Here is an 18573-nt window from a genome sequence, read left to right as displayed (position 1 = left end):
CGGCCGACAAGGGGAATGGTGATGTCACAGACCGAAAGCCTCCTTCGCCAACCTGATGTGACGCCGCTGCACGGGGTCGATCGCGGGCGGCACGCCGGGACGTGCGGTCGCGCGCAGGGTGCTCATCGCCCGCATCAACCAGCCGAGCGACGCCCTGGCGCGGAAGAACGCGTCCGCCTCGGGTGTGGTGCCGGTGCCACCGGCGGAGGCGTACGCGGCGCGGAACACGGACTGGAGCGTAGCCACCTCGGCGCGGGTCAGCTTCAGGGTGACGCTGTAGTGGGCCAGCTGCTGCGCGAAGTTGGCCACGTCCCGGGACGGCGCGCCGATGGGCGTTCCGCGCGCGTCGATCGAGAAGTGCAGCGTGGTGGTGTCGATGATCGTGACCCCGGCGGCGGCGTCGAAGAAGTAGTTGCCGGGGTGCGAGTCCCCGTGCACCAGGGCCGATCCGCCGGGGTTGGCGCGGAACCGGGCCACCAGCCGGTCGATCCGCGACTGCAACTCGGTCACGTCGATGCCGGCGATGGCCAGCTCGTCGCGGAAGCCGGTCAGCCTGTCCCGGCGGTCGACCATGTCGTCGACGTGCCGTCGCAGGAACGCGGACGCGACCGGGCCGCCCGAGCCCCTCGGTGTGGTGTGCAGCTGGGCGAGCGTGCGCCCGATCCCCGCGACGGCCGCGCTCAGCTGCCCGAACATCCGCGCGCGGGCCGGACCGGTCGGCGTGGCGCCGGTGTCCCTCATCATCCCCTCGACGTCGCTGCCGCGGGCCGCGGTCGAGACCACCATGCCCGCCGCCCCCGGCCGTCGGGACGTCCGCGCGACGCCCAGAGCGGCCACCGCCCGCCCGCCGACGATCTTCACGCGTCCCAGCCGGGCCAGTGCCGACAGCTCCATCGCGAACTGCTCCTGGCTCGGGAAGATCTTCAGCACGCCGAGCAGCCTGGTGGTCGCGTCGACGATCCGCAGCACCGGCGCGCCGGAGAACCCGCCCCCGACCGGCACCAGCCGGACGTCCCCCGGCGCGTTGACGGACATCCGGGCGAACCGCCGCATCGCGGGTTCCACGTGCGGCACCACCGGGAGCGACTCCATCAACCGTCGCAACGCGTTCGGCTCGACGTCCCCCGACGGCGTCCTGGTCCCCGCCGCCCGCTTCGACGCCTGGCTCGTCCGGAACCGGTTGCGCGCCTGCGCGGTCGCGGAGCCGGCGCCCTTCTCGTCGAGAACCTGCTGCTGCCCCTGGTCGAGCGGCGTGCCGTCGGCCAGCAGTTCGCGCCAGTACCTCGGCACCGGTTCCCGCAGCACCTTCGTCGGGTCGTCGCCCCAGTCCATGCCGTGGAACCTCAGCCCGATGGGCCTGCCCAGGGCCCGCACGGTCCTGCGCACGGCGGGCAGTTCGATGTCGACCAGCACCGAGCCGGACACGAGCTGCCGCACGAAGATGTGGATCTCCCTGCGGAGCTGACGCGCGTAGCGCTCGGAGAACGCCTGCCACACCGGACGGACGATGGACCAGTTGTCGAGCAGCACGAGGCCTTCGGTGACGTTGTAGAACTCCTGCCTCTCCAGCGTGACGAACCCGAGGCTCGCCGCGTAGTCGCTGAGGTCGACGCCCTTCGACCAGAGCGCGCCCTTGCCCGGCGAGACCCGCATCCCGCGCATCAGCGTGTCCGCGACTATCTCGAAGTTGTCCGGCTTGCCGTCGCGCATGCCCGCGATGAGCTGGTACCAGAGGCGGGCCGCCGTCGTGGACGACAGGTGGATCCTCGCCGCGCCCGCCATCCACCTGTCGCGCTCGGGGTGGTCGTAGGGCACTCGGAGGCTGTCGGCCGTCAGGTGCACGAAGCTGTAGACGACCCGGCCGCGAGCCGTGACCGTCCTGGTCAGCCTGCCTTCCGCGACCCACTTCTCGGCGTACCTGCGCGCCTGGGTCTCGCCGAGCCGGATGACCTTCTTCAGCCCCGGCACGGTGGCGCCCATCCGGCCCGGCATGTCGTCGATCGCGAAGTCGAGGCTGTCGGCGGGATCCGGCCTCTTGTAGGCCCGCTTCGCCTCGTCGAAGTAGGTGTCGTGCGCCAGGTGCTCGACCGTGGCACGCGGGTTGATCGCCCCGTCGAAGATGAACAGCACCGCGTCACCGGTCCCCTGGCGCGTGACCGCGGTCAACAGCGTCAAGCGGTAGCGGGACTTGATCGCGGGCAGCCCGCGCCGCACGGCGTCCTGGTCGCCGGAGACGCGGTCGGCCAGCCTGCCTGCCTCGCGCAGCGCTGCCATGAGCTTCCGGCGCTGCCGGGCGTCGTCCTTCGGGCGGCGCGGGTCGCGCCGGCGGCGGTCGACGGGTCGTGTCCTGCGCGGCCCGACCGGTGCGCGGCCGTCCGGACGGCGCGCAGGCCTCCTGCGCGGCGGCTTCGGCTTGATCCTCGCCCAGAGCTTCTTGACCAGTCCGGCGATCTTGTCGATCACCAGGTCGATGGCGCGGTTGACCGGTCGGGACAGCTTCTGGAAGATCTGGCGGACCTTGCCCGCGATGCCACCGACGCCCAGCAGAGCCGCGAGGGCGCCGATGAGCACGGGGATGGCGCGGGCCAGCGCGCGTTCGACCAGGGCGGGCACACCGCCCGTGCCGCCGCGGGCGATCGCGATGACCGCGTCGAGCACGGCGTTGACGAAGTCGATGATCTGCCGGGCGTTGGTGACGATGAAGCGGATGATGTCGATGATCATCTTGCAGGCGCGGATGAACGCCGACGCCGGGTTGAACAGCGACAGGATCCAGGTGATGCCCGCGATGACGATCGTCGGCAGCAGGTAGGACTTGAGGTCCTCGACGAGGGTCTTCTTCAGGTCCCCGACACGGGGTGCGACGTCGTCGACCATGCCGCGGACGCCCTGCCGCTTGACCTGGGCGACCACCGGCACCGCGGTCTCCGCCGCGAGGACGGCCTTCTCCGGCACCTTGCGGACCAGGCGGGACCGGATGTTCAGCCAGGAGATGCCGAGCAGCCCGGCGATCATCAGCAGGATGCCGACGACGTCGAACGTGGTCGGGATCTGGAGACCGGCCGTGGCCGCGGTGCCGAGCAGCCAGGCCAGGACGCCCTGCTCCAGGTGGCGGCCCGCGTTGCGGATGAACAGCTTCAGCCCGCCGCCGACGCCCGTGACCAGGTTTCCCAGGAAGCCGATCGGGTCCTCCAGGATCGCGCCGATCGCGGTGACGGCCTTGCGGAGGACCCCCATCAGCATGCGGCCCAGCTCGATGACGGCCTTGATGGCGCCACCGATCGCCTCGGCCGCCTTGGCGACGAGGCCCTTGTTCTTCTCCTTCTCCGCCGCGATCTCGTCGTCGACCGCCTTGACGGCGTCGGTGTACTTCGTGGCGAGGGTGTCGACGAGCTCGGTGCCCTTGTCGTTGACGGTGTCCTTCAGCTCGTCGAACCTGCCTGCGAACTCCGTGGCCGCCTCGCGACCGATCGCCTTGAGGTCCGCGGGCAGCTTGTCCACGGCGGCCTGGAGTTCACCGCGGCCGGTGGCGATGCGGTCCTTGGCGCGGCGCAGCTCCCGATCGACCAGGTCCGCGATGTCGGAGATGATCCGGTCCATCTCCGCCAGGTAGTGGTCCTTCGCCCGCTCGTAGATGCGGTTGGCCTCCTCCGGCAGGCCCGCGAACAGGTCCCGGCCCCACTTGATCCAGCCGTCCCAGCCGCCGTACCGCTCGTCCTTGTAGCGGCGCATCCCGTCTTCGTGCTCGGTGGTGAACCGGTCCCGTGCGCGCTTCTCCTTGGTGGTGAACTCGTCGTCGACCTTCCCGTCCAGGTCGGTGAGGATCTTCTCGACGTCGCACTTGGTCTGGTCGAAGACCTCCTGAAGGAGGGTGGTGACCTCCGTCCGCTTGTCCTCGTCGGTCTTCTTGGTCCTGCCCTTGCCGGTGCCGACCTGCTGGCCGGTGGCGACGCGGGTGGCGTGGAGACCGCCCATGGCCGCGGAACCACGAGCGGCCGCACCGGCCTTCACCTCGCCGATCCTGCGGGACTCGTCGGCGCGGAGCCTCTTCGGTGCCGCCGACGAGTGCGCCTCCACGGTCTTCTTGTCCCGCACCGCCTTGTCGAACCCCGGCTCGCGGGAGTTCTTGAACGACAGCTGCTTCTCGGTGACGTTCGCCGCGGCCATCTGCTCGTCGACCTGCCGCGGGCCCTCCGACATGTCGGTGGCGGACGGCGGCAGCGTGTCGGGGGCGGCCAGGTTCGGGTTCGGGGTTCCGGGTTTGGCGGGCACCTTGTCCGACGCCAGGGGCACGACCCGCTTGGCGTCCGGCGCGGGTCGCGGCGGTGCGGCGGTGGTGTCGGCGATCTCCTTGGCCGACGCGTCCTTGCCCGCCCCGACCTCGCCCTGGACCTCCGTCTTGATCTCGTCGGCCTTGCCTGACCCACCGAACTTGTCGGCCTCGTCGAGGTTCTTGGGGGCCCTGTCGGCGACCGCCTTCCTCACCGCGTCGACGAACGCCTTCTTGTCGAACTCCTTGGGCTGCGCGGCGTCCATGTCCTCGGCGTGGGCCGCCTTGCCCCGTGCCTCCTGGTCGTCGGACGGCGCCACCGCGGCCGCCTGCGCCGCACCGGCCTCGGCCGTCGCGGGCGGGTGGCTCGAACCGATGGTCCTCTTCTTGGTGGTGACGTCCTTCGTCAGCGCCTGGAACTTCGGATCCGCGCCAGGTGTTCGTGGTCCGGTCTTCTCCTTGGGCGGCACCTTGTCCGTACGCACCGCAGTGGACGAGTCCCGCGCGTCCTTCCGGTCGGGAACGTCGGCCGCGGGTGGCTTCGCCTTCGACTCGACGGGCCGCGCGGGCGTCGCCCGCCGACCGACCGGCGGCACCCGCGGCGCCACCGCCGGGGCTCCCATCGCGACGGCCTGGTTGCCGACCATCCGCTGGCCGGCCAACAACATCCGCGCGGTCCACGACTCCCGCTTCGGCTCGGTCCCGCGCGGCAGGCCACCCATGGCCGCGGAGACGGCCGCGTTGCCCACCAGCGCCTGGGCACGAACCAGGTCCGCGGGTCCGGGGTCCACCGCACCGCGGGCATCCCCACCGCGCGGGAGCACCACGGGCGACACCACCGCGGGTGGCCGCGGAGCACGGGCTTTCACGGGCACCGGCATTCAGCACCTTCACCGACCAGGTACGGACGCCCCAGGATGTCAGCGGGTGCGCGGCCGGGACGTCACCACGACGTCACCACGGCGTTCGCCTAGGTCAGGCCCTCCACCACGGACTCGATCTCCGCCAGCGCGTGCCCTTCCGCCGACCCGCGCAGTTCCCGCAGCGGCTCGACCGCCCGGCTCACCCCCAGCCTGCCCGCCGCCCGGACCGCACGACGATCCGCGTGCAGGCGCAACAGGACGAGGTTCTCCACGAGCGTCCGTTCACGACCGGTCAACGCCTCCAGCCCGTCGACGGAGAAGTCCGCCCTGTCGCTGTCGACGCTCTCGACGAACCGCCGCAACGGCGTGGCCTCCCGGTCGGCCCGCCAGGTCAGCCCCAGGTCCTCGACCGACTCCCCCGCGTCCCACCTGGCCAGGATCTCCCGCAGCTCGGCCAGCGCCTCGGCCCTCACGGTCGACAACGACGACAGCAGCCGCCCGCTCACGCTCAGCAGCACCTCTCCCCACAGCACCTCGTCGTCGTCCAGCCCGACCGCGGTCAGCAACGCCTGGACCGCCTCGGACCGCGCCGTCCCATCCGGGTCGGTGGACGCCACGTCGAGCAGGAGTTCCCGATCCGGCTCGGGGAACTCGGTCAGCGACCGCGCCGCGGCGCCCCGGTCGAAACCACTGCCCTCGTGCCGGCGCAGCAGCCGAACCAGGGCGGGCAACCCCGAGTGGTCGCCCAACCTGAGCAGCGCCCGCGCGGCGAACACCCGCATCGTCGGCGCCGCCCTCTCGGAAGTCGCCTCGACGAGCGCCGGAATGGCTCGAACGCAGTCGGCGTCGGCGAGCGCGGCGGCCACCCGCCCGTCGTTCGTGGCGAGCTTCGCGATGAGGACGTCCTCCGCCTCGACCCGTTCCTCGCCGACCAGGTCGTACAACGCCCCGATGCCGGGGATCTCGTCGAGCGAGTCGCCCGTCAGCTCGACGGACGCGTTCACCGCCGCCAGGAACTCCTCGAACGCCGCCGATCGAGCCACCCACCACACGCTAGTCACCGCCCGACCGGACGTCACCCACCGGTGATGAGCCGCCGCGCGAGTTCGACGATGGGCCCGACGGTCGTGATGGTTCGGCCGCACGGCCCGTCGTTCCCGGCCTTGAACCCGCTCGCCACGTCCAGCACCGCGATGATCGCGGTGCACGTCGCGACCCGCGCCCTCGGGAACCCTTACGCCGGTTGACGGTGTCCCGTCCCCACCCGGCGCGGCCACACTGGAGCGCGGCAAGGGAAACCGGAGGGGAAACAGATGATGATTCCTGCTCGTCCTGCTTTGATCGTGGCCGCCACGTTGGCGCTGTCCGGCGCCGCCGCGGGTACCGCGACCGCCGCGGGTGTCGACGTGGTCAGCTCCTACACCTGCGTCACCTCGACCGGGCTGAGCGTGCCGGTCGGCGTTCACTTCGGCGGAGGCCTGCCCGACGACGTCGGCACCAACGGCGTGTCCTACTCGCAGTACTCCTACGTCGACCTGGACCTCGACATCACCAGCCTGGTGAGCGGGCGGGTCGACGGCGACAGCACCGCGGTGGTCCAGGCCTCGGCCGTCGGCCCGACCACGAAGCAGGTCCAGGGCAACCTGAGGTTCGCGGCCACGCAGGACACGCCGTGGCTGCACGCGGCAGGCGGGCTGGCCCCGCTGTACCTCAACACCACCGGCACCTACCAGATCCGCCTCGGCACCGTGTCGATGTCGTTGCGCCCCAAGGCCTCCGACGGCTCGCCGCTGCCCAGGGTCGACGCCCAGTGCACCCCGAACACGGGTGACTCGGTGTTGCTGGGGTCCATCCAGTCGTTCGGACTGATCGCCGACCGACCGCTGCGGCCCACCGACCTGACGGTCACCGCGGCCACGGCGACCACGGCGACGCTGACGTGGCAGGCCAACAGCTGGTGGTTCCCGACCGCCTACTACCAGGTCTACATCAACGACACCGTGGTGGCCACACCAGTGGACAAACAGGTGACCCTGACCGGGCTCGTCCCCGACGGCCAGTACCGGGTGAAGGTCGTGACACGCGACACGACCGGCAGCACCTCGCTCAAGAGCGAGGGCCTGGTCTTCAACACCGCCCCGGCCTAGCCGGTCGTCACGGCGGCGAGGTGGCCGACCGGGGGCGGCGTCTCGTCCGCGACGCGCTGTTCCCGGTCGTGCCGCACGGTTCGCAGGGCGGCACCGCCGTGCCTGCCGAGGTGTCGGCTGCTGGTGCGGACGTGTCACCTCCGCGCCCTGGACTTCCCGGCCGGGCGCGTGCGAGTTCACTCCTCTGAGCGTGTCCGTGGACCGGACCGCTCCTCGCTCATGCCCAGGATCAGCGCGACCGCGTCGCGCGAACACGCCCCCGGCGTCAGAACCTCCTGCAGCAGCAGGCCACGGATCGCGGCGACGGCGACGGTGGCCCTGGTCAGGGCTTTGCCTGCGTCGAGCCCTTCGCGCTCCGCCAACGTGGCGAGCCTCCTGGTGAGGTCGTCCAGCGAGGAGACGAACTCGCGGAAGTCGTCCGGGCTGTACACGGCCAGCCCCACGACGTGGAAGAACCCGCGGACGCGCGACAGCTGCTCCGGGCGGGTGTAGGTCCGCCAGATCGCCAGGACGAGGTCGTCGAAGGTGCCCTGCCCGGCGTCCCGGAACAGCGCCTCGTTGTCGAGGGCCCGCTGTGCCCCGAGCATGGCCGCCAGGACCCCCGCGAGCGACCCGAAGTGGTACCGCAGGAGCGCGTGGCTGGTCCGGGTCCGGGCCGCGATCTCGCGGAGTGAGGTCTCCGGCGGCGGAAGACCGTCGTCGAAGACCTCGAGGAGACGCGCCAGGAGGCGCTCGCGTGCGTCGCCGGTGCGTGCCGTGCTTGACAGGGCCATGTCCGTAGTTTATCCATTGGAAGAGATTTATCCATTGGAAAACCGATCGGAGGGTCCGTGGGACGTTTCCAGGTGGTGGGCGCGACGGTCGTGGACGGGTCGGGTCGCGATCCGTGCGATGTCGCCGTCACGGTCGAGGACGGGCGCTTCTCCGAGCTCGGTGGCTCCAGCGCGAACGGTGAGCGGCTCGACGCCGGTGGGCTGACCATGACGCCCGGCCTGATCGACGCCCACGTGCACCTCGGGCTGTCGAGCCTGGTCCAGCCGCAGTTCTCGTTCCAGATCAGTGCCGCCGAGATCGCGGCGGACATCTTCGCCGCGGCGGGCGCGACGCTCGACGCCGGCTTCACGACCGTCCGGGACACCGGCGGGATCGACGGGGGTGTCGTCACCGCGATCGCGAAGGGCAGGGTCAGGGGGCCGCGCGTGGTGTCGTGCGGGCCTGTTCAGTGCCAGACCGGTGGCCACGGCTACTACGGGGCCGAGTGGGAGCCCACCGAGTTGTGGAGCAGCCACCACGTTCCCGGCCTGTGCGCCCTGTCCATGATGGCGGGCAACGCGGACGAGCTGCGGCGCAACGTGCGCGAGGCGTTCCGGCGCGGGGCGTCGTTCCTGAAGCTCTGCGTGACCGGCGGGGTGGTGGGCGGCAAGGACCGGCTGACCGACACCCAGTTCACCGTCGAGGAGATCGCCGTCGCCGTGCAGGAAGCCGCGGCGCGGGGCACCTACGTGACGGTGCACGCCCACAACAACGAGGGCATCCGGAACGCGGTCGAGGCCGGGGCGCGCTGCGTCGAGCACGGCACGGACCTCGACGAACCCACGGCCGCGCTGATGGCGGCCCACGGGGTTGCCCTGGTGCCCACGTTCGCCGTCGTCGAGCGGCTGCTGCACGATCCTGCCGCGGCCGGCCTGGACGACTCGGTCCGCGATCGCCTCGCGGGGGCGCGGGAGAGGATGGCCGGAGCGCTCGCCGTCGCCAAGGAGGCCGGGGTGCGGATCGGGCTGGGTTCCGACCTCATCGGCCCCGCCCAGGACCGCCGCGGCGAGGAACTCCGGTTGCGCGCACGGCTCGAGACGCCGATGGACGCTCTCGTGGCGGCCACGAAGACCAACGCCGAGATCATCGGTCTGGCCGAGGTGGGCGTCATCGCTCCCGGCAAGCAGGCGGACCTCGTGCTCTGGAACGGCAACCCGCTCGACGACCCGGACATCTTCGCCGACCCCGCCAACGCCGTACTCGTCGTCCAGAACGGACGTGTTGTGAAGGACCTCCGATGAGCACCATGTGGCACGGCTGCCTCGCCGACACCGACTACTTCGAGCTGCGTTCCAGCGGTGGGCGCGACTACGGCGTCTGGGTCACCACGCCGCCGGGCTACGACCCCACCACAGCGCCGGCACCCGTCGTGTACGTGCTCGACGGCAACTGGACGGTGGGCCTGACGGCCCCGCTCATCGTCACCCAGCAGGACCCCATGCAGAAGATCAAGCCGTACATCCAGGTCAGCGTGGGCTACGCGGGCGAGGAGGCGGAGCACTGGACCAGGCTGCGCAACAGGGACCTCGTGCCACCCGGCGAGCCCGTCGCCCAGGAGTTCCTCGACGCCGTGGAGACGGGTGTCCAGGCGGGCGTGACGACCCGTGAGCAAGCCGACGCCTACACCGCCGAGCTGCGAGACACCCGGGGTGACGCTTTCCTGAGCTTCCTCACCTCGGAACTGCACCCCCGGATCCACCGCGACCACGGCACGGCCACGAGCGGCCACGGCCTCTTCGGCTACTCCTACGGCGGACTCTTCAGCCTCTACGCCTGGCTCACCGGCACCGCGCTCTTCGAGAGCGTCGGAGCGGGCAGCCCCGGCGTCGTCGGTGAGGACAGCCAGGTTTTCGCCCAGCTGGACAAGATGGGCGACAGCCTGCCCTCCGCCCAGATCCACCTGACCGTCAACGACCGAGAGCTGCTCGGAGACCTGCCCGTCTACCAGAACCTCGCGAAGAACGCGGCCACCGTCCTGCACCGCCTCACCGCCTCCGGCGCGAACGTCACCAGCGAGGTGTTGCGCGAGACGCACCTGACCGGCCTGCAGGCCTCGTTCCTCAGCTACCTCAGGACCTGCCGTGCCCTCTGAGAGCAGAGGGCGACGTGTGGGCACCGATGTGGTCGTGGTCGGGGCGGGGGTGATCGGCTCGTCGATCGCCCTCGAGCTCGCGCGGGCGGGGCACCGGGTGGTCGTGCTCGATCGGGCCCCAGGGGCCGGACAGGGGTCGACCTCGGCATCGAGTGCGATCGTCCGGTTCAACTTCTCCACCACCGCGGGGGTGGCGACGGCGTGGGAAGCACATTCCGGCTGGCTCGACTGGGCGGACCACCTCGGGCACGACGTCGGCGACCTCGCGGTGTTCCGCAGGAGCGGGCTGGTCATGCTGGACGTCGAGGCGGCTCCGCGCACGTCGTGGCTCCCGCTGTTCGACGAGATCGGCGTTCCCTACGAGGAGTGGGACAGCGGGACGGTGGCCGAGCGCGTTCCCGGCATCGACACCGGCCGCTACTGGCCGCCGAAGCGGCTCGACGACGAGCGGTTCTGGGAGGATGCGAGGCACTCGCTCGGCGGCGTGTACACCCCGGACGCCGGTTACGTCCCAGACCCGAGCCTCGCCGCCGTGAACCTCGCCGCCGCGGCCTCGGCGCGCGGGGCGGAGTTCCGCTTCCGCAGCACGGTGACAGCGGTGGAGAGGGCCGGGGGGCGCGTGAGGTCGGTGCGGCTGTCGGACGGCACCCGGATTCCCTGCGCCGTCGTGGTCAACGCGGCCGGTCCGTGGTCGGGCGCGGTGAACCGGTTGGCCGGCGTGGGGTCCGACTTCACGGTCGGCGTGCGCCCGATGAGGCAGGAAGTGGCGCACGTGCCGGTCCCGGCGGGCTACGTGGGGCCCGTGGTGGCGGACATGGACCTGGGCACCTACTTCCGCGGTGACGTGGGAGGCGGTCTGCTCATCGGCGGAACCGAACCGGAGTGTGATCCGATGCAGTGGACCGACGACCCGGACGCCGTCGACATCCGTCCGACGGCCGCGGTCTTCGACGCTCAGGTCACGCGGGCCGCGCGGCGGTTGCCCGACCTGGCGGTGCCCAACCGGGCGCGCGGTGTGGTGGGTGTCTACGACGTCGCCGACGATTGGACTCCGATCTACGACCGCAGCGAGCTCGACGGCTACTACCTCGCGATCGGAACGAGCGGCAACCAGTTCAAGAACGCGCCGGTCGTGGGGCAGCTGATGGCGGAACTGATCAACCGGGTGGAGAGCGGCGCCGACCACGACGCGTCGCCCGTCCGGTTCCGGGCCCCGCGCACCGGTGTGGAGATCGACCTCGGCGCGTTCTCCCGCAGGCGCAACCGGAACGGCGCGAACTCGGGCACGGTGATGGGCTGAGCCGGGACCCGGACGAGGCGCTGCGTCCGGGTGTTCCGCCATCGCGTGCCCGACGACGTCGACAGCACCGCGACACTCGGCGCGCACACCACCTGAACGCCGCCGGGGCACCGCGTTATCGTCGAGCGATGGACCAGTGCTTGGAGTGCGGTTTCACCTACGACCCCGATGACGCCCCCGCGGCCGGTCCGGCGATCACGCAGGGGGCCGCCGCCGTCGACGAGATCCTGCGCGGCCACGCTCCTGACGACCTCGCGAAGCGGCGGCGACCGGACACGTGGTCACCCCTGGAGTACGCCTGCCACCTGCGCGACGTGCTGCTCGTGCAGCGCGAGCGGGTCCTGACCGCGCGGTGGGCCGATCGGCCCGTCTGCGCGCCGATGGGCAGGGACGAGCGGGTCGAGCACGACGGCTACGCGAAGCAGGACCCCGTCGACGTCGCTCGCCAGCTCACCGACGCCGCGCGGCTGTTCACCAACGTGCTCGACCAGGTCGATCCCCCCGGCTGGTCGCGCGTGCTCGTGTACCCCTTCCCCGAACCGGTCGAACGGTCCTTGCGGTGGGTCGCGGTGCACACCGTGCACGAGGTGCGCCACCACCTCCTGGACATCCGCCGTCAGGTGCAGGACGGCAGGACGCCGTGACGGTCTCGCCGTGAACTCACCCGCTCCTGTCCAGGATGGTTCGAGCAGCTCGGGGATCCACATCGCGGGCCACCCGGTCAAGCACCTCGGAGCAGGAGCGGAACGCCTCCTCAAGAGCGTGTTGCCGTCGACCGTGCACCTGATCTCGACAGGAGAATTGGCGGCCGAGCTACGCCAGGAATGGGAAGATCGCGAAATTTTTCAGCCACTGGTCTTGCAGATCCCGCGCGTCGCGGGCATCGACCCGGCACCACGCCGCGGTGGCCCGACCTGGCTGCCGGACCGTCGAAGGGGCGGCGCGGTGGCGAGCCTGGCCGGTTCGCCGCGGGTACGGTGGTGTCCACACCGGGAGTTCTCTCGCAAGCCGCACCACGAGCGTCGTGATCGTTGCCCGTGCCGGTGGGCGTCCGGCGCCTCGATGTGCGGTGTGGTCCCGGCGACGACCGCTGGTCGAGCGACACCGTCGACAACCGACTCCAGCCCCCTGGCCCGACACGGTTCAGCCAGGTGGTCATGAACCCTACGACCACAGGATGATCCGCGAACACCCGAAGTATGAGGTGCCGCAGACCGAGATCAGCCACAATGGATGTCCGCATCCGCGCTTACGTGAGGCCAACCCGTTGTGACGATCCCCCCTCCCAGGGTGCTGGTGAGCAGGCGCTGGCTCGTGCTGGCGATCTTGTGCGCCAGTCTGCTGCTGGTGTCCGTGGACGCGACCGTGCTCCACATGGCGTTGCCCGCGTTGGCGGAGGACTTGCGGCCCACCGCGGGTGGTCAGCTGTGGATCATCGCGATCTACTCGCTGGTCGCGGCGCCCCTGCTGCTCGCGTTCGGCACGCTGGGCGATCGTTATGGTCGGCGCCGGATCCTGGTGCTCGGGTACGTCGTGTTCGGACTGGCCTCCCTCGCCTGCGCGTGGGCACCCAACGTCGCGGTGCTGCTCGCCGCGCGGGCCGCGCTCGGCGTCGGCGGCGCGATGATCATGCCTGCCACGCTGTCGCTGTTGCGCCAGGCGTTTCCCGATCGCGCCGAACGCCAGAAGGCCATCGGCATCTGGAGCGGGGTGGCGGGCTCGGGCGCGGTGCTCGGGCCGTTGCTCGGCGGTTTCCTGGTGGAGACCTTCTCGTGGCACGCCGCGTTCCTGATCAACGTGCCGGTGATGGTCGTGGCCATCCCGTTGACCTACTGGCTGATCCCGGAGTCCGCAGACCCGCCGGACGGACCGTGGGACGTGCTCAGCGCACTACTGGCCGCTTCGGGCGTCATCGGCATCGCCTTCGCGATCAAGCAGACCCCGCACGGCGGCACGATGTTCCTCCTCGGCCCGGTCGCCGGACTGCTCGGATGCCTGTTGCTCGTCGCCTTCGTCCGACGGCAACGAAGGCTTCCCGTCCCGCTGCTGGACGTCACGCTGTTCCACGACCGGGCGTTCAGCGTCGCGGTCAGCAGTGTCCTGCTGGTCCTGACGTCCTTGGTCGGCCTGGGTCTGCTGTTCGCCCAGTACCTCCAACTGGTGCTCGCGCTGGAGCCGATGCCTGCCGCGTTGCGACTGCTGTTCGTCATGGCCTCGGCGGTCATCGGCAGCGTCATCGCCGGGCCGTTGTTGCAGCGGTTCGGGAACCGCCTGACGACCGTCGCCGGTTTCGCGGTCAGCGCGGTGGCCCTGGCGATCTGCGCCGCGGGTCTGACGGCGACCGAGAACCTGTGGCTGCTCGGGCCGGTCCTGACCGCGACCGGGTTCGGCGTCTCGATCTCGCTCACCGCCGCCTCCGACGCCCTGCTCGCCGCGGCCCCGGCCGAACAGGCGGGCGCGGCTGCCGCCGTCGAGGAGACCGCCTACGAACTCGGCGCCGGACTCGGCGTCACGGTGCTGGGCAGCATCGCCACCCTGATCTACACGACCAGCCTTCCCGGTGCGGCGACACAGGCCCGAGACGGCCTCACCGAGGCGACGATCGCCGCCGCCGAACTCCCACCCGAAGCAGGCTCCCGGTTGCTCGAAGCGGCTCGCGCCGCCTTCGTGACCGGCCTGCGGGGCGCGCTGGTGGTCGGCGCCGTCCTGTTCGCCCTCGCCGTGATCGCCGCCGCACGCGCGCTGCCCAAAACAAAGGAATCACACGACGATGACCGACCTTGACCTCAAGACCAGCACGACGCACCCGGCCCCGCCGGGTGTCCGCGGCGGCTGGCGCACACCCGACCGCCTGTACCGGCTGATCAGCAGTCCGCTGCTGCGCATGATCCTCGGGTGGGATCTCCCCCGGCGCGACCTGCGCGTGATCAGCCGCCGCACGGGCAGCGTCAGCCTGGAGGTCGGGAGCGGGGGCGGCTTCTACACCGCGGCGCTCAAGACCCACCTGGGCAGCGAGAACGACCTGATCGCGCTCGACCCGTCACCGTCGGCCATGCACTCGCTGAAGCACCAGCTGGACGGCAGGCCCGGCGCCCGAATGTCCTACGTGGCCGGAGACGGCTGCAAGCTGCCGTTGGCGGACGACCACGCCGACACCCTGTTCTACGGTTACAGCCTCGAGGAGATGCCGGATCCGCTGACGGCCATCCGCGAGGCGCACCGGGTGCTCCGACCAGGCGGAGAACTCGTCCTGTTCCTCTGGCGCCCGGTGTTCACCCGCCACCGCCGCCGTCCGGTCATCGCCCTGCTGGACGAACTCTTCGAACGCCGCCGCACCTCGGCGGGCCCGCAGAACATCCGCCTGGTCTACCGGAAGCACTGACCGGCCCTCACGAAATGATCAACGTGGTGGCACCGGTCGAGCCTGGCGCAGGTCGTGTTCGGCCGTGAGAACGGGTGACGGGGGCGCGGCGCTCCTCGACGCAGAAGGGCCGCGCCCTGGCGGGGACACGTCGGTCACCAGTCGGCGTCGCTGATCGGGTCGATGCCGAAGCGCTGGTTGGGGCCGCCGTGCAGGGGCCATTGGATGAGCGGCTGGCCGTCGTCGGTCCTGCCGTCGCGGATGTCGAGGACCTGGCCCGAGTGCGCGGCGGTGAAGACGTGGTCGCCCTCGCCGAACGGCTCGATCCGGTAGCGCTGGTTGGGGCCGCCAGCCCAGTCCCACTGGATGACCTGCTGGCCGTTCTCGGTCTTGCCGTCCTTGACGTCCAGCGCCTTGCCCGAGACCTTGGGAGTGATGCGGTAGGAGCCGCCACCGGCCCAGGTCAGGGTGAACTTCTGCGCGTCGTCGTCGGTGGACGGCTGCTGGACGATCGCGGTGCCGTTGTCGGTTTTGCCCGCCTCGACCTGCAACCGCTTGCCGGAGTGCCTGGCGGTGATCCACACGTGCTCGGGCAGCAGCGGCTCGACGTACTGCTCGTGGACGTGCTCGGGGCCGCGGGTGGTCCATTCGTAGAAGGGGGTGCCGTCCAGGTACTCCAGGACGTACCGGTCGGCGCGCGACCACACCACGTCCGCACGGCGGCGCTGGTCGCCGGGGTAGGAGATCTCACGCACGGTCGCCGGCTTGCTGCCCGGCTGGGTGCCGTCGGGGGCGCGGGTCAGCTTGAGCGCCTGGCAGATGCCCTCGGCCAGGACGCCTGCCTGCCCGAAGACCGCTTCGCCGTCGGCGGTGACGCTCCACCCGGCGCGGTCGAGCACCTGCGCGGGATCAGGGCTGACCAGTCCTACCGCGGTCTGCACCTGACGGGTCCGCGCGGTGTCTCCCAGATCATCGTGGAAGTCGGTCTGCTCCCAGAACCCGTACCGCTTGAGCAGGAAGTACGGTGAGCGCGCCGAGGCCTCGGCGTTGGTCAGCGGCGACACGACCAGCGGGAACGGGACCGCGATCTGGCCGATCAGCACCGGCGCCGTCTCCGTCGGTGGCCGCTCGAACCCGGTCAGGTGCGTCACCTCACCGATGTCGTCGGCCTGCCGGTCGATCACCGACAGGCCCGTCACCCGCGGATCCTCCCGCACCTGTTCCAGCGTCCACACCTGGCTGTCGTCCTCTTTGCGGGGGTATTCGGCCGCCACCGCGGTGCTGTTGGGCTGAGGCGTCATCAGACCTTCGAGAAAGGCCCCGCAGCCGCGGTGCTGGATGCGCGTCAGTCCTTGCTCGGCGGTGGTCAGCGTCCAGACCAGGTGCTCGGCCAGGTCACGGCCGTCGTGGCGGTGCGGCCGGGCCACCAGGATCGGAGTGTTGTGGTCGTCCTCCATGTTGGCGGCCGCCCACCCTCGCTGGGCGTTGACCAGCAGGTAGCCCTGCCCGTCCACGGGGAAGACGTGCCACTGCTGCACCCCGGGGTTACGGGTGTTGACCGGTGACAGCACGAACCACTTGAGTTCGGCCGTGTCCTGCCACGGGTCCAGGTTCAGATAGCGCCCGAGCGCCCTGTTCCTGAGCCGGTGGATTCGGCCCGCTTCGATCTGCGCCACACGTTCCTCCTCAACCAGGAGAATGAGAAGCACAGGGCGTCGAACCCTGAAGGGACGCGCCCTCCTGCCGGTCTGCTGCGGATAAGTCGAATGCGAACCCCCGAGGCCGGCAACAGGCACGACGGGCACACCCTGCTTCTCACCACAATCGGATCGTCGAACACGACTTTAGAGGCCGCTGTTGTCACCACAAGTCCGCAACGAGACGAATCCGCACACGCCGCCTAACAGGTGACGATCAATCCACCGGTGCGGCCAGCCGCATTTCTCGGGCTTCGGTTGACCAGGTGAACGGCAGAAGGACGAACAATCCGCAGATTTGCCGAAACACGTACCGAAGCGGGCCGACCTGCTCTTCCGGCACAGGTTCACGCCTCTCCGCGGGCGAACTGGGGACGCTGCTGATCGGCACGGCGCAGCACCACCTGGCAGGCCAGCGCCGACAACACGATCACCGCCCCCCAGCAGAAGATCACCGTGCGGACCGCCACCACCAGGGTCAGGGCGCCCACCCCGCCGAGACGACCAGCCACAGGGCCGACACGGCCAGTTGCGAGGTCGCCAGCACCCGCCCCGCGTACTCGTCGGGGGTCTCGGCCTGGAGGTAGGCGCGGAACAGCACCAGCCCGCCCGCGACCGCGGCGGTCTCCACAGCCGCGGTCGTGTCGTCCAGCGCGAGCCACGAGGTCGGACGTCGCCTGCCGACCGCATCGGTGGCGGCGAACTGCCGGAAGCGCCCGCCGACGCCTGCGGCCAGCACGTCCAGGGTTCCGGGCCACCGCGACGGGCGCGGGCGCGGGTGCGGGCATCACCACGGCTCAGCCGCTCCGGCGGATCCACGTGCGCAGCAGCAGCAGCAGCCGTGAGCGGTCCGGTTCGTCCTGGAATTCGGTGCGGCCGTGCAGCAGGGACAGGTTGTCGAACAGAGCGAGTTCGCCGGGGCGCAATTTTCCCGTCCTCGGGTGTTCGTCAGAGGCGATCACGGCGTCCAGGGTGTCCAGCGCGTGCAGTTGCGCAGCCGACAGGTCGGGGACCGGAGGGTGTGCATGTCCCTTTTCGATGTAGCTGCGGAGATGGGTGATGGCCGCCCGCCCACCCTGTTCGAAGATCACGGGCTTCCGCACGGTCGGCGATTCGCCTTCCGGTTGATCTCCGCGGCGGTCGAAGTGGAAGTGCGCGCGCAGGGTGTCGAGCACGTCCGGTTGGTCGGAAAGCGCGGCGACGATGTCCCTGAGGTGGATGAGTTCCAACGCCCCGCCCACGTCGGCTTGGCGGGTGCACAGCAGGGTGAACAGCTCCGGCGCGGGCAACGGCGCTTCCGCGCCGTCGGTGTGCAGGTTGCCGCCGAACCGCGAGTCGGAGTACCGGGCCCGCGCGCCCTCGCCGATGGCCGTGCCCCGGTCGCGCACCACTCTGACCTGCGTACCCTCGTTGTCCTGCGGCAACATCTCGCCCAGCAGCCGCGAGAACCCGACGAGCACCCCGGAACCGGCGTCGACGTGTTCGTCGACCAGCGCCATCAATTCGCGGCGTGCGTCTTCCGGCGCGGTGGAACCGGCGCCGAGAAAGTCGCCCAAGGCACCGGAAAGCGGGATTCGTGACGCGTTGAAAGCATCAGGTGAAAGATCATGCTCCATGATTCCCCCTGGCAGCCCGGAACGAAGGTTGTTCATCTTCGACGTTCCGGAAGGTCATCCCCAGTTCAACTGGCTGCAAAGCCTGGGTAGAGCCTGCCGAGGGCGTCAAGGGCATTGTCCGTGACAGCATGATTTTACACCTAGAATACTCGCGGTGTCATTGTTCCGAGGACCGCGGATGAATAGCCTGTAGGGTTTGCCGTGTCGCGCCGTCGGATCCGAGTGGCCGCCACGTCGGCCTCGACCGCGCGCCTGGCGAGAAGCTCATCCACGCAGGTGGCGGAGGGCCTCTCCCCACCGGGCCGCGATGAGGGCGAGACCACTTCCCGCCGGGAACACCGGGGCAGCCCGTGCCGTCGCAGAGGACGGTCGGTGCGGTCCGTGTCCCCCGGGCCTCACCCACGAGCCTTCGCG

14 protein-coding genes are annotated in these 18573 nt (G+C 70.6%); 7 read left to right on the top strand and 7 right to left on the bottom strand.

Features of this window, described 5'->3' with window-relative positions; translation table 11 throughout:
* Positions 1-24: 24 nt before the first annotated feature.
* The gene (locus AC156L_RS13410; RefSeq protein WP_330879677.1) at positions 25-5097 is read right to left on the bottom strand and encodes a phosphotransferase; all 5073 of its coding nucleotides are present in this window, start codon (positions 5095-5097) and stop codon (positions 25-27) included.
* A 143-nt stretch (positions 5098-5240) separates the two neighbouring features.
* A complete protein-coding gene (locus AC156L_RS13405) occupies positions 5241-6176 on the bottom strand; it encodes a HEAT repeat domain-containing protein (protein WP_330879678.1) in 936 nt (311 codons plus the stop codon).
* A gap of 300 nt (positions 6177-6476) precedes the next feature.
* Between AC156L_RS13405 and AC156L_RS13400 the strand changes: the two genes are divergently transcribed.
* A complete protein-coding gene (locus AC156L_RS13400) occupies positions 6477-7280 on the top strand; it encodes a fibronectin type III domain-containing protein (RefSeq protein ID WP_330879679.1) in 804 nt (267 codons plus the stop codon).
* 176 nt (positions 7281-7456) lie between these two features.
* Here AC156L_RS13400 and AC156L_RS13395 read toward each other — a convergent pair whose 3' ends face one another.
* Positions 7457-8053 (bottom strand): TetR/AcrR family transcriptional regulator, encoded by a 597-nt coding sequence (locus tag AC156L_RS13395; protein WP_330879680.1) that lies wholly within the window; start codon positions 8051-8053, stop codon positions 7457-7459.
* A 57-nt stretch (positions 8054-8110) separates the two neighbouring features.
* On the opposite strand from AC156L_RS13395, the gene AC156L_RS13390 reads away from it, so the two are divergent.
* From AC156L_RS13390 to AC156L_RS13365, 6 genes are all read left to right on the top strand, one after another.
* Positions 8111-9334, top strand: coding sequence for a metal-dependent hydrolase family protein (locus AC156L_RS13390; protein WP_330879681.1), 1224 nt, complete (start codon positions 8111-8113; stop codon positions 9332-9334).
* Positions 9331-10185, top strand: coding sequence for an alpha/beta hydrolase (locus AC156L_RS13385; RefSeq protein WP_330879682.1), 855 nt, complete (start codon positions 9331-9333; stop codon positions 10183-10185). The genes AC156L_RS13390 and AC156L_RS13385 overlap by 4 nt, the downstream gene beginning before the upstream one ends.
* 16 nt (positions 10186-10201) lie before the next feature.
* Positions 10202-11485 (top strand): NAD(P)/FAD-dependent oxidoreductase, encoded by a 1284-nt coding sequence (locus AC156L_RS13380; protein ID WP_330879683.1) that lies wholly within the window; start codon positions 10202-10204, stop codon positions 11483-11485.
* Between the two features lie 128 nt (positions 11486-11613).
* Complete coding sequence (locus AC156L_RS13375) at positions 11614-12129, top strand: DinB family protein (RefSeq protein WP_330879684.1); 516 nt, start codon at positions 11614-11616, stop codon at positions 12127-12129.
* A 652-nt stretch (positions 12130-12781) separates the two neighbouring features.
* Positions 12782-14269 carry an MFS transporter gene (locus tag AC156L_RS13370; RefSeq protein WP_330879685.1) on the top strand — a complete coding sequence of 496 codons (1488 nt, stop codon included), beginning with the start codon at positions 12782-12784 and terminating at the stop codon, positions 14267-14269.
* Positions 14256-14867, top strand: coding sequence for a class I SAM-dependent methyltransferase (locus tag AC156L_RS13365; RefSeq protein ID WP_330879686.1), 612 nt, complete (start codon positions 14256-14258; stop codon positions 14865-14867). Before AC156L_RS13370 ends, AC156L_RS13365 begins: the two co-directional genes overlap by 14 nt.
* A 134-nt stretch (positions 14868-15001) precedes the next feature.
* Here the strand turns inward: AC156L_RS13365 and AC156L_RS13360 are convergent, their stop codons facing one another.
* From AC156L_RS13360 to AC156L_RS13345, 4 genes are all read right to left on the bottom strand, one after another.
* Positions 15002-16522 (bottom strand): RICIN domain-containing protein, encoded by a 1521-nt coding sequence (locus AC156L_RS13360; RefSeq protein WP_330879687.1) that lies wholly within the window; start codon positions 16520-16522, stop codon positions 15002-15004.
* A gap of 368 nt (positions 16523-16890) precedes the next feature.
* A complete protein-coding gene (locus AC156L_RS13355) occupies positions 16891-17034 on the bottom strand; it encodes a hypothetical protein (protein WP_330879688.1) in 144 nt (47 codons plus the stop codon).
* On the bottom strand, positions 17022-17282 hold the full coding sequence (locus AC156L_RS13350; protein ID WP_330879689.1) for a hypothetical protein: 261 nt from the start codon (positions 17280-17282) through the stop codon (positions 17022-17024). Before AC156L_RS13350 ends, AC156L_RS13355 begins: the two co-directional genes overlap by 13 nt.
* A 58-nt stretch (positions 17283-17340) precedes the next feature.
* Positions 17341-18195, bottom strand: a complete 855-nt coding sequence (locus AC156L_RS13345) for a TauD/TfdA family dioxygenase (RefSeq protein ID WP_330879690.1) — start codon at positions 18193-18195, stop codon at positions 17341-17343.
* Positions 18196-18573 lie beyond the last annotated feature (378 nt).

The organism is Umezawaea sp. (assembly GCF_057122925.1).
The sequence above is the reverse complement of the archived record's forward strand: the minus strand, read 5'-3'. Positions and strand labels throughout refer to the sequence as shown.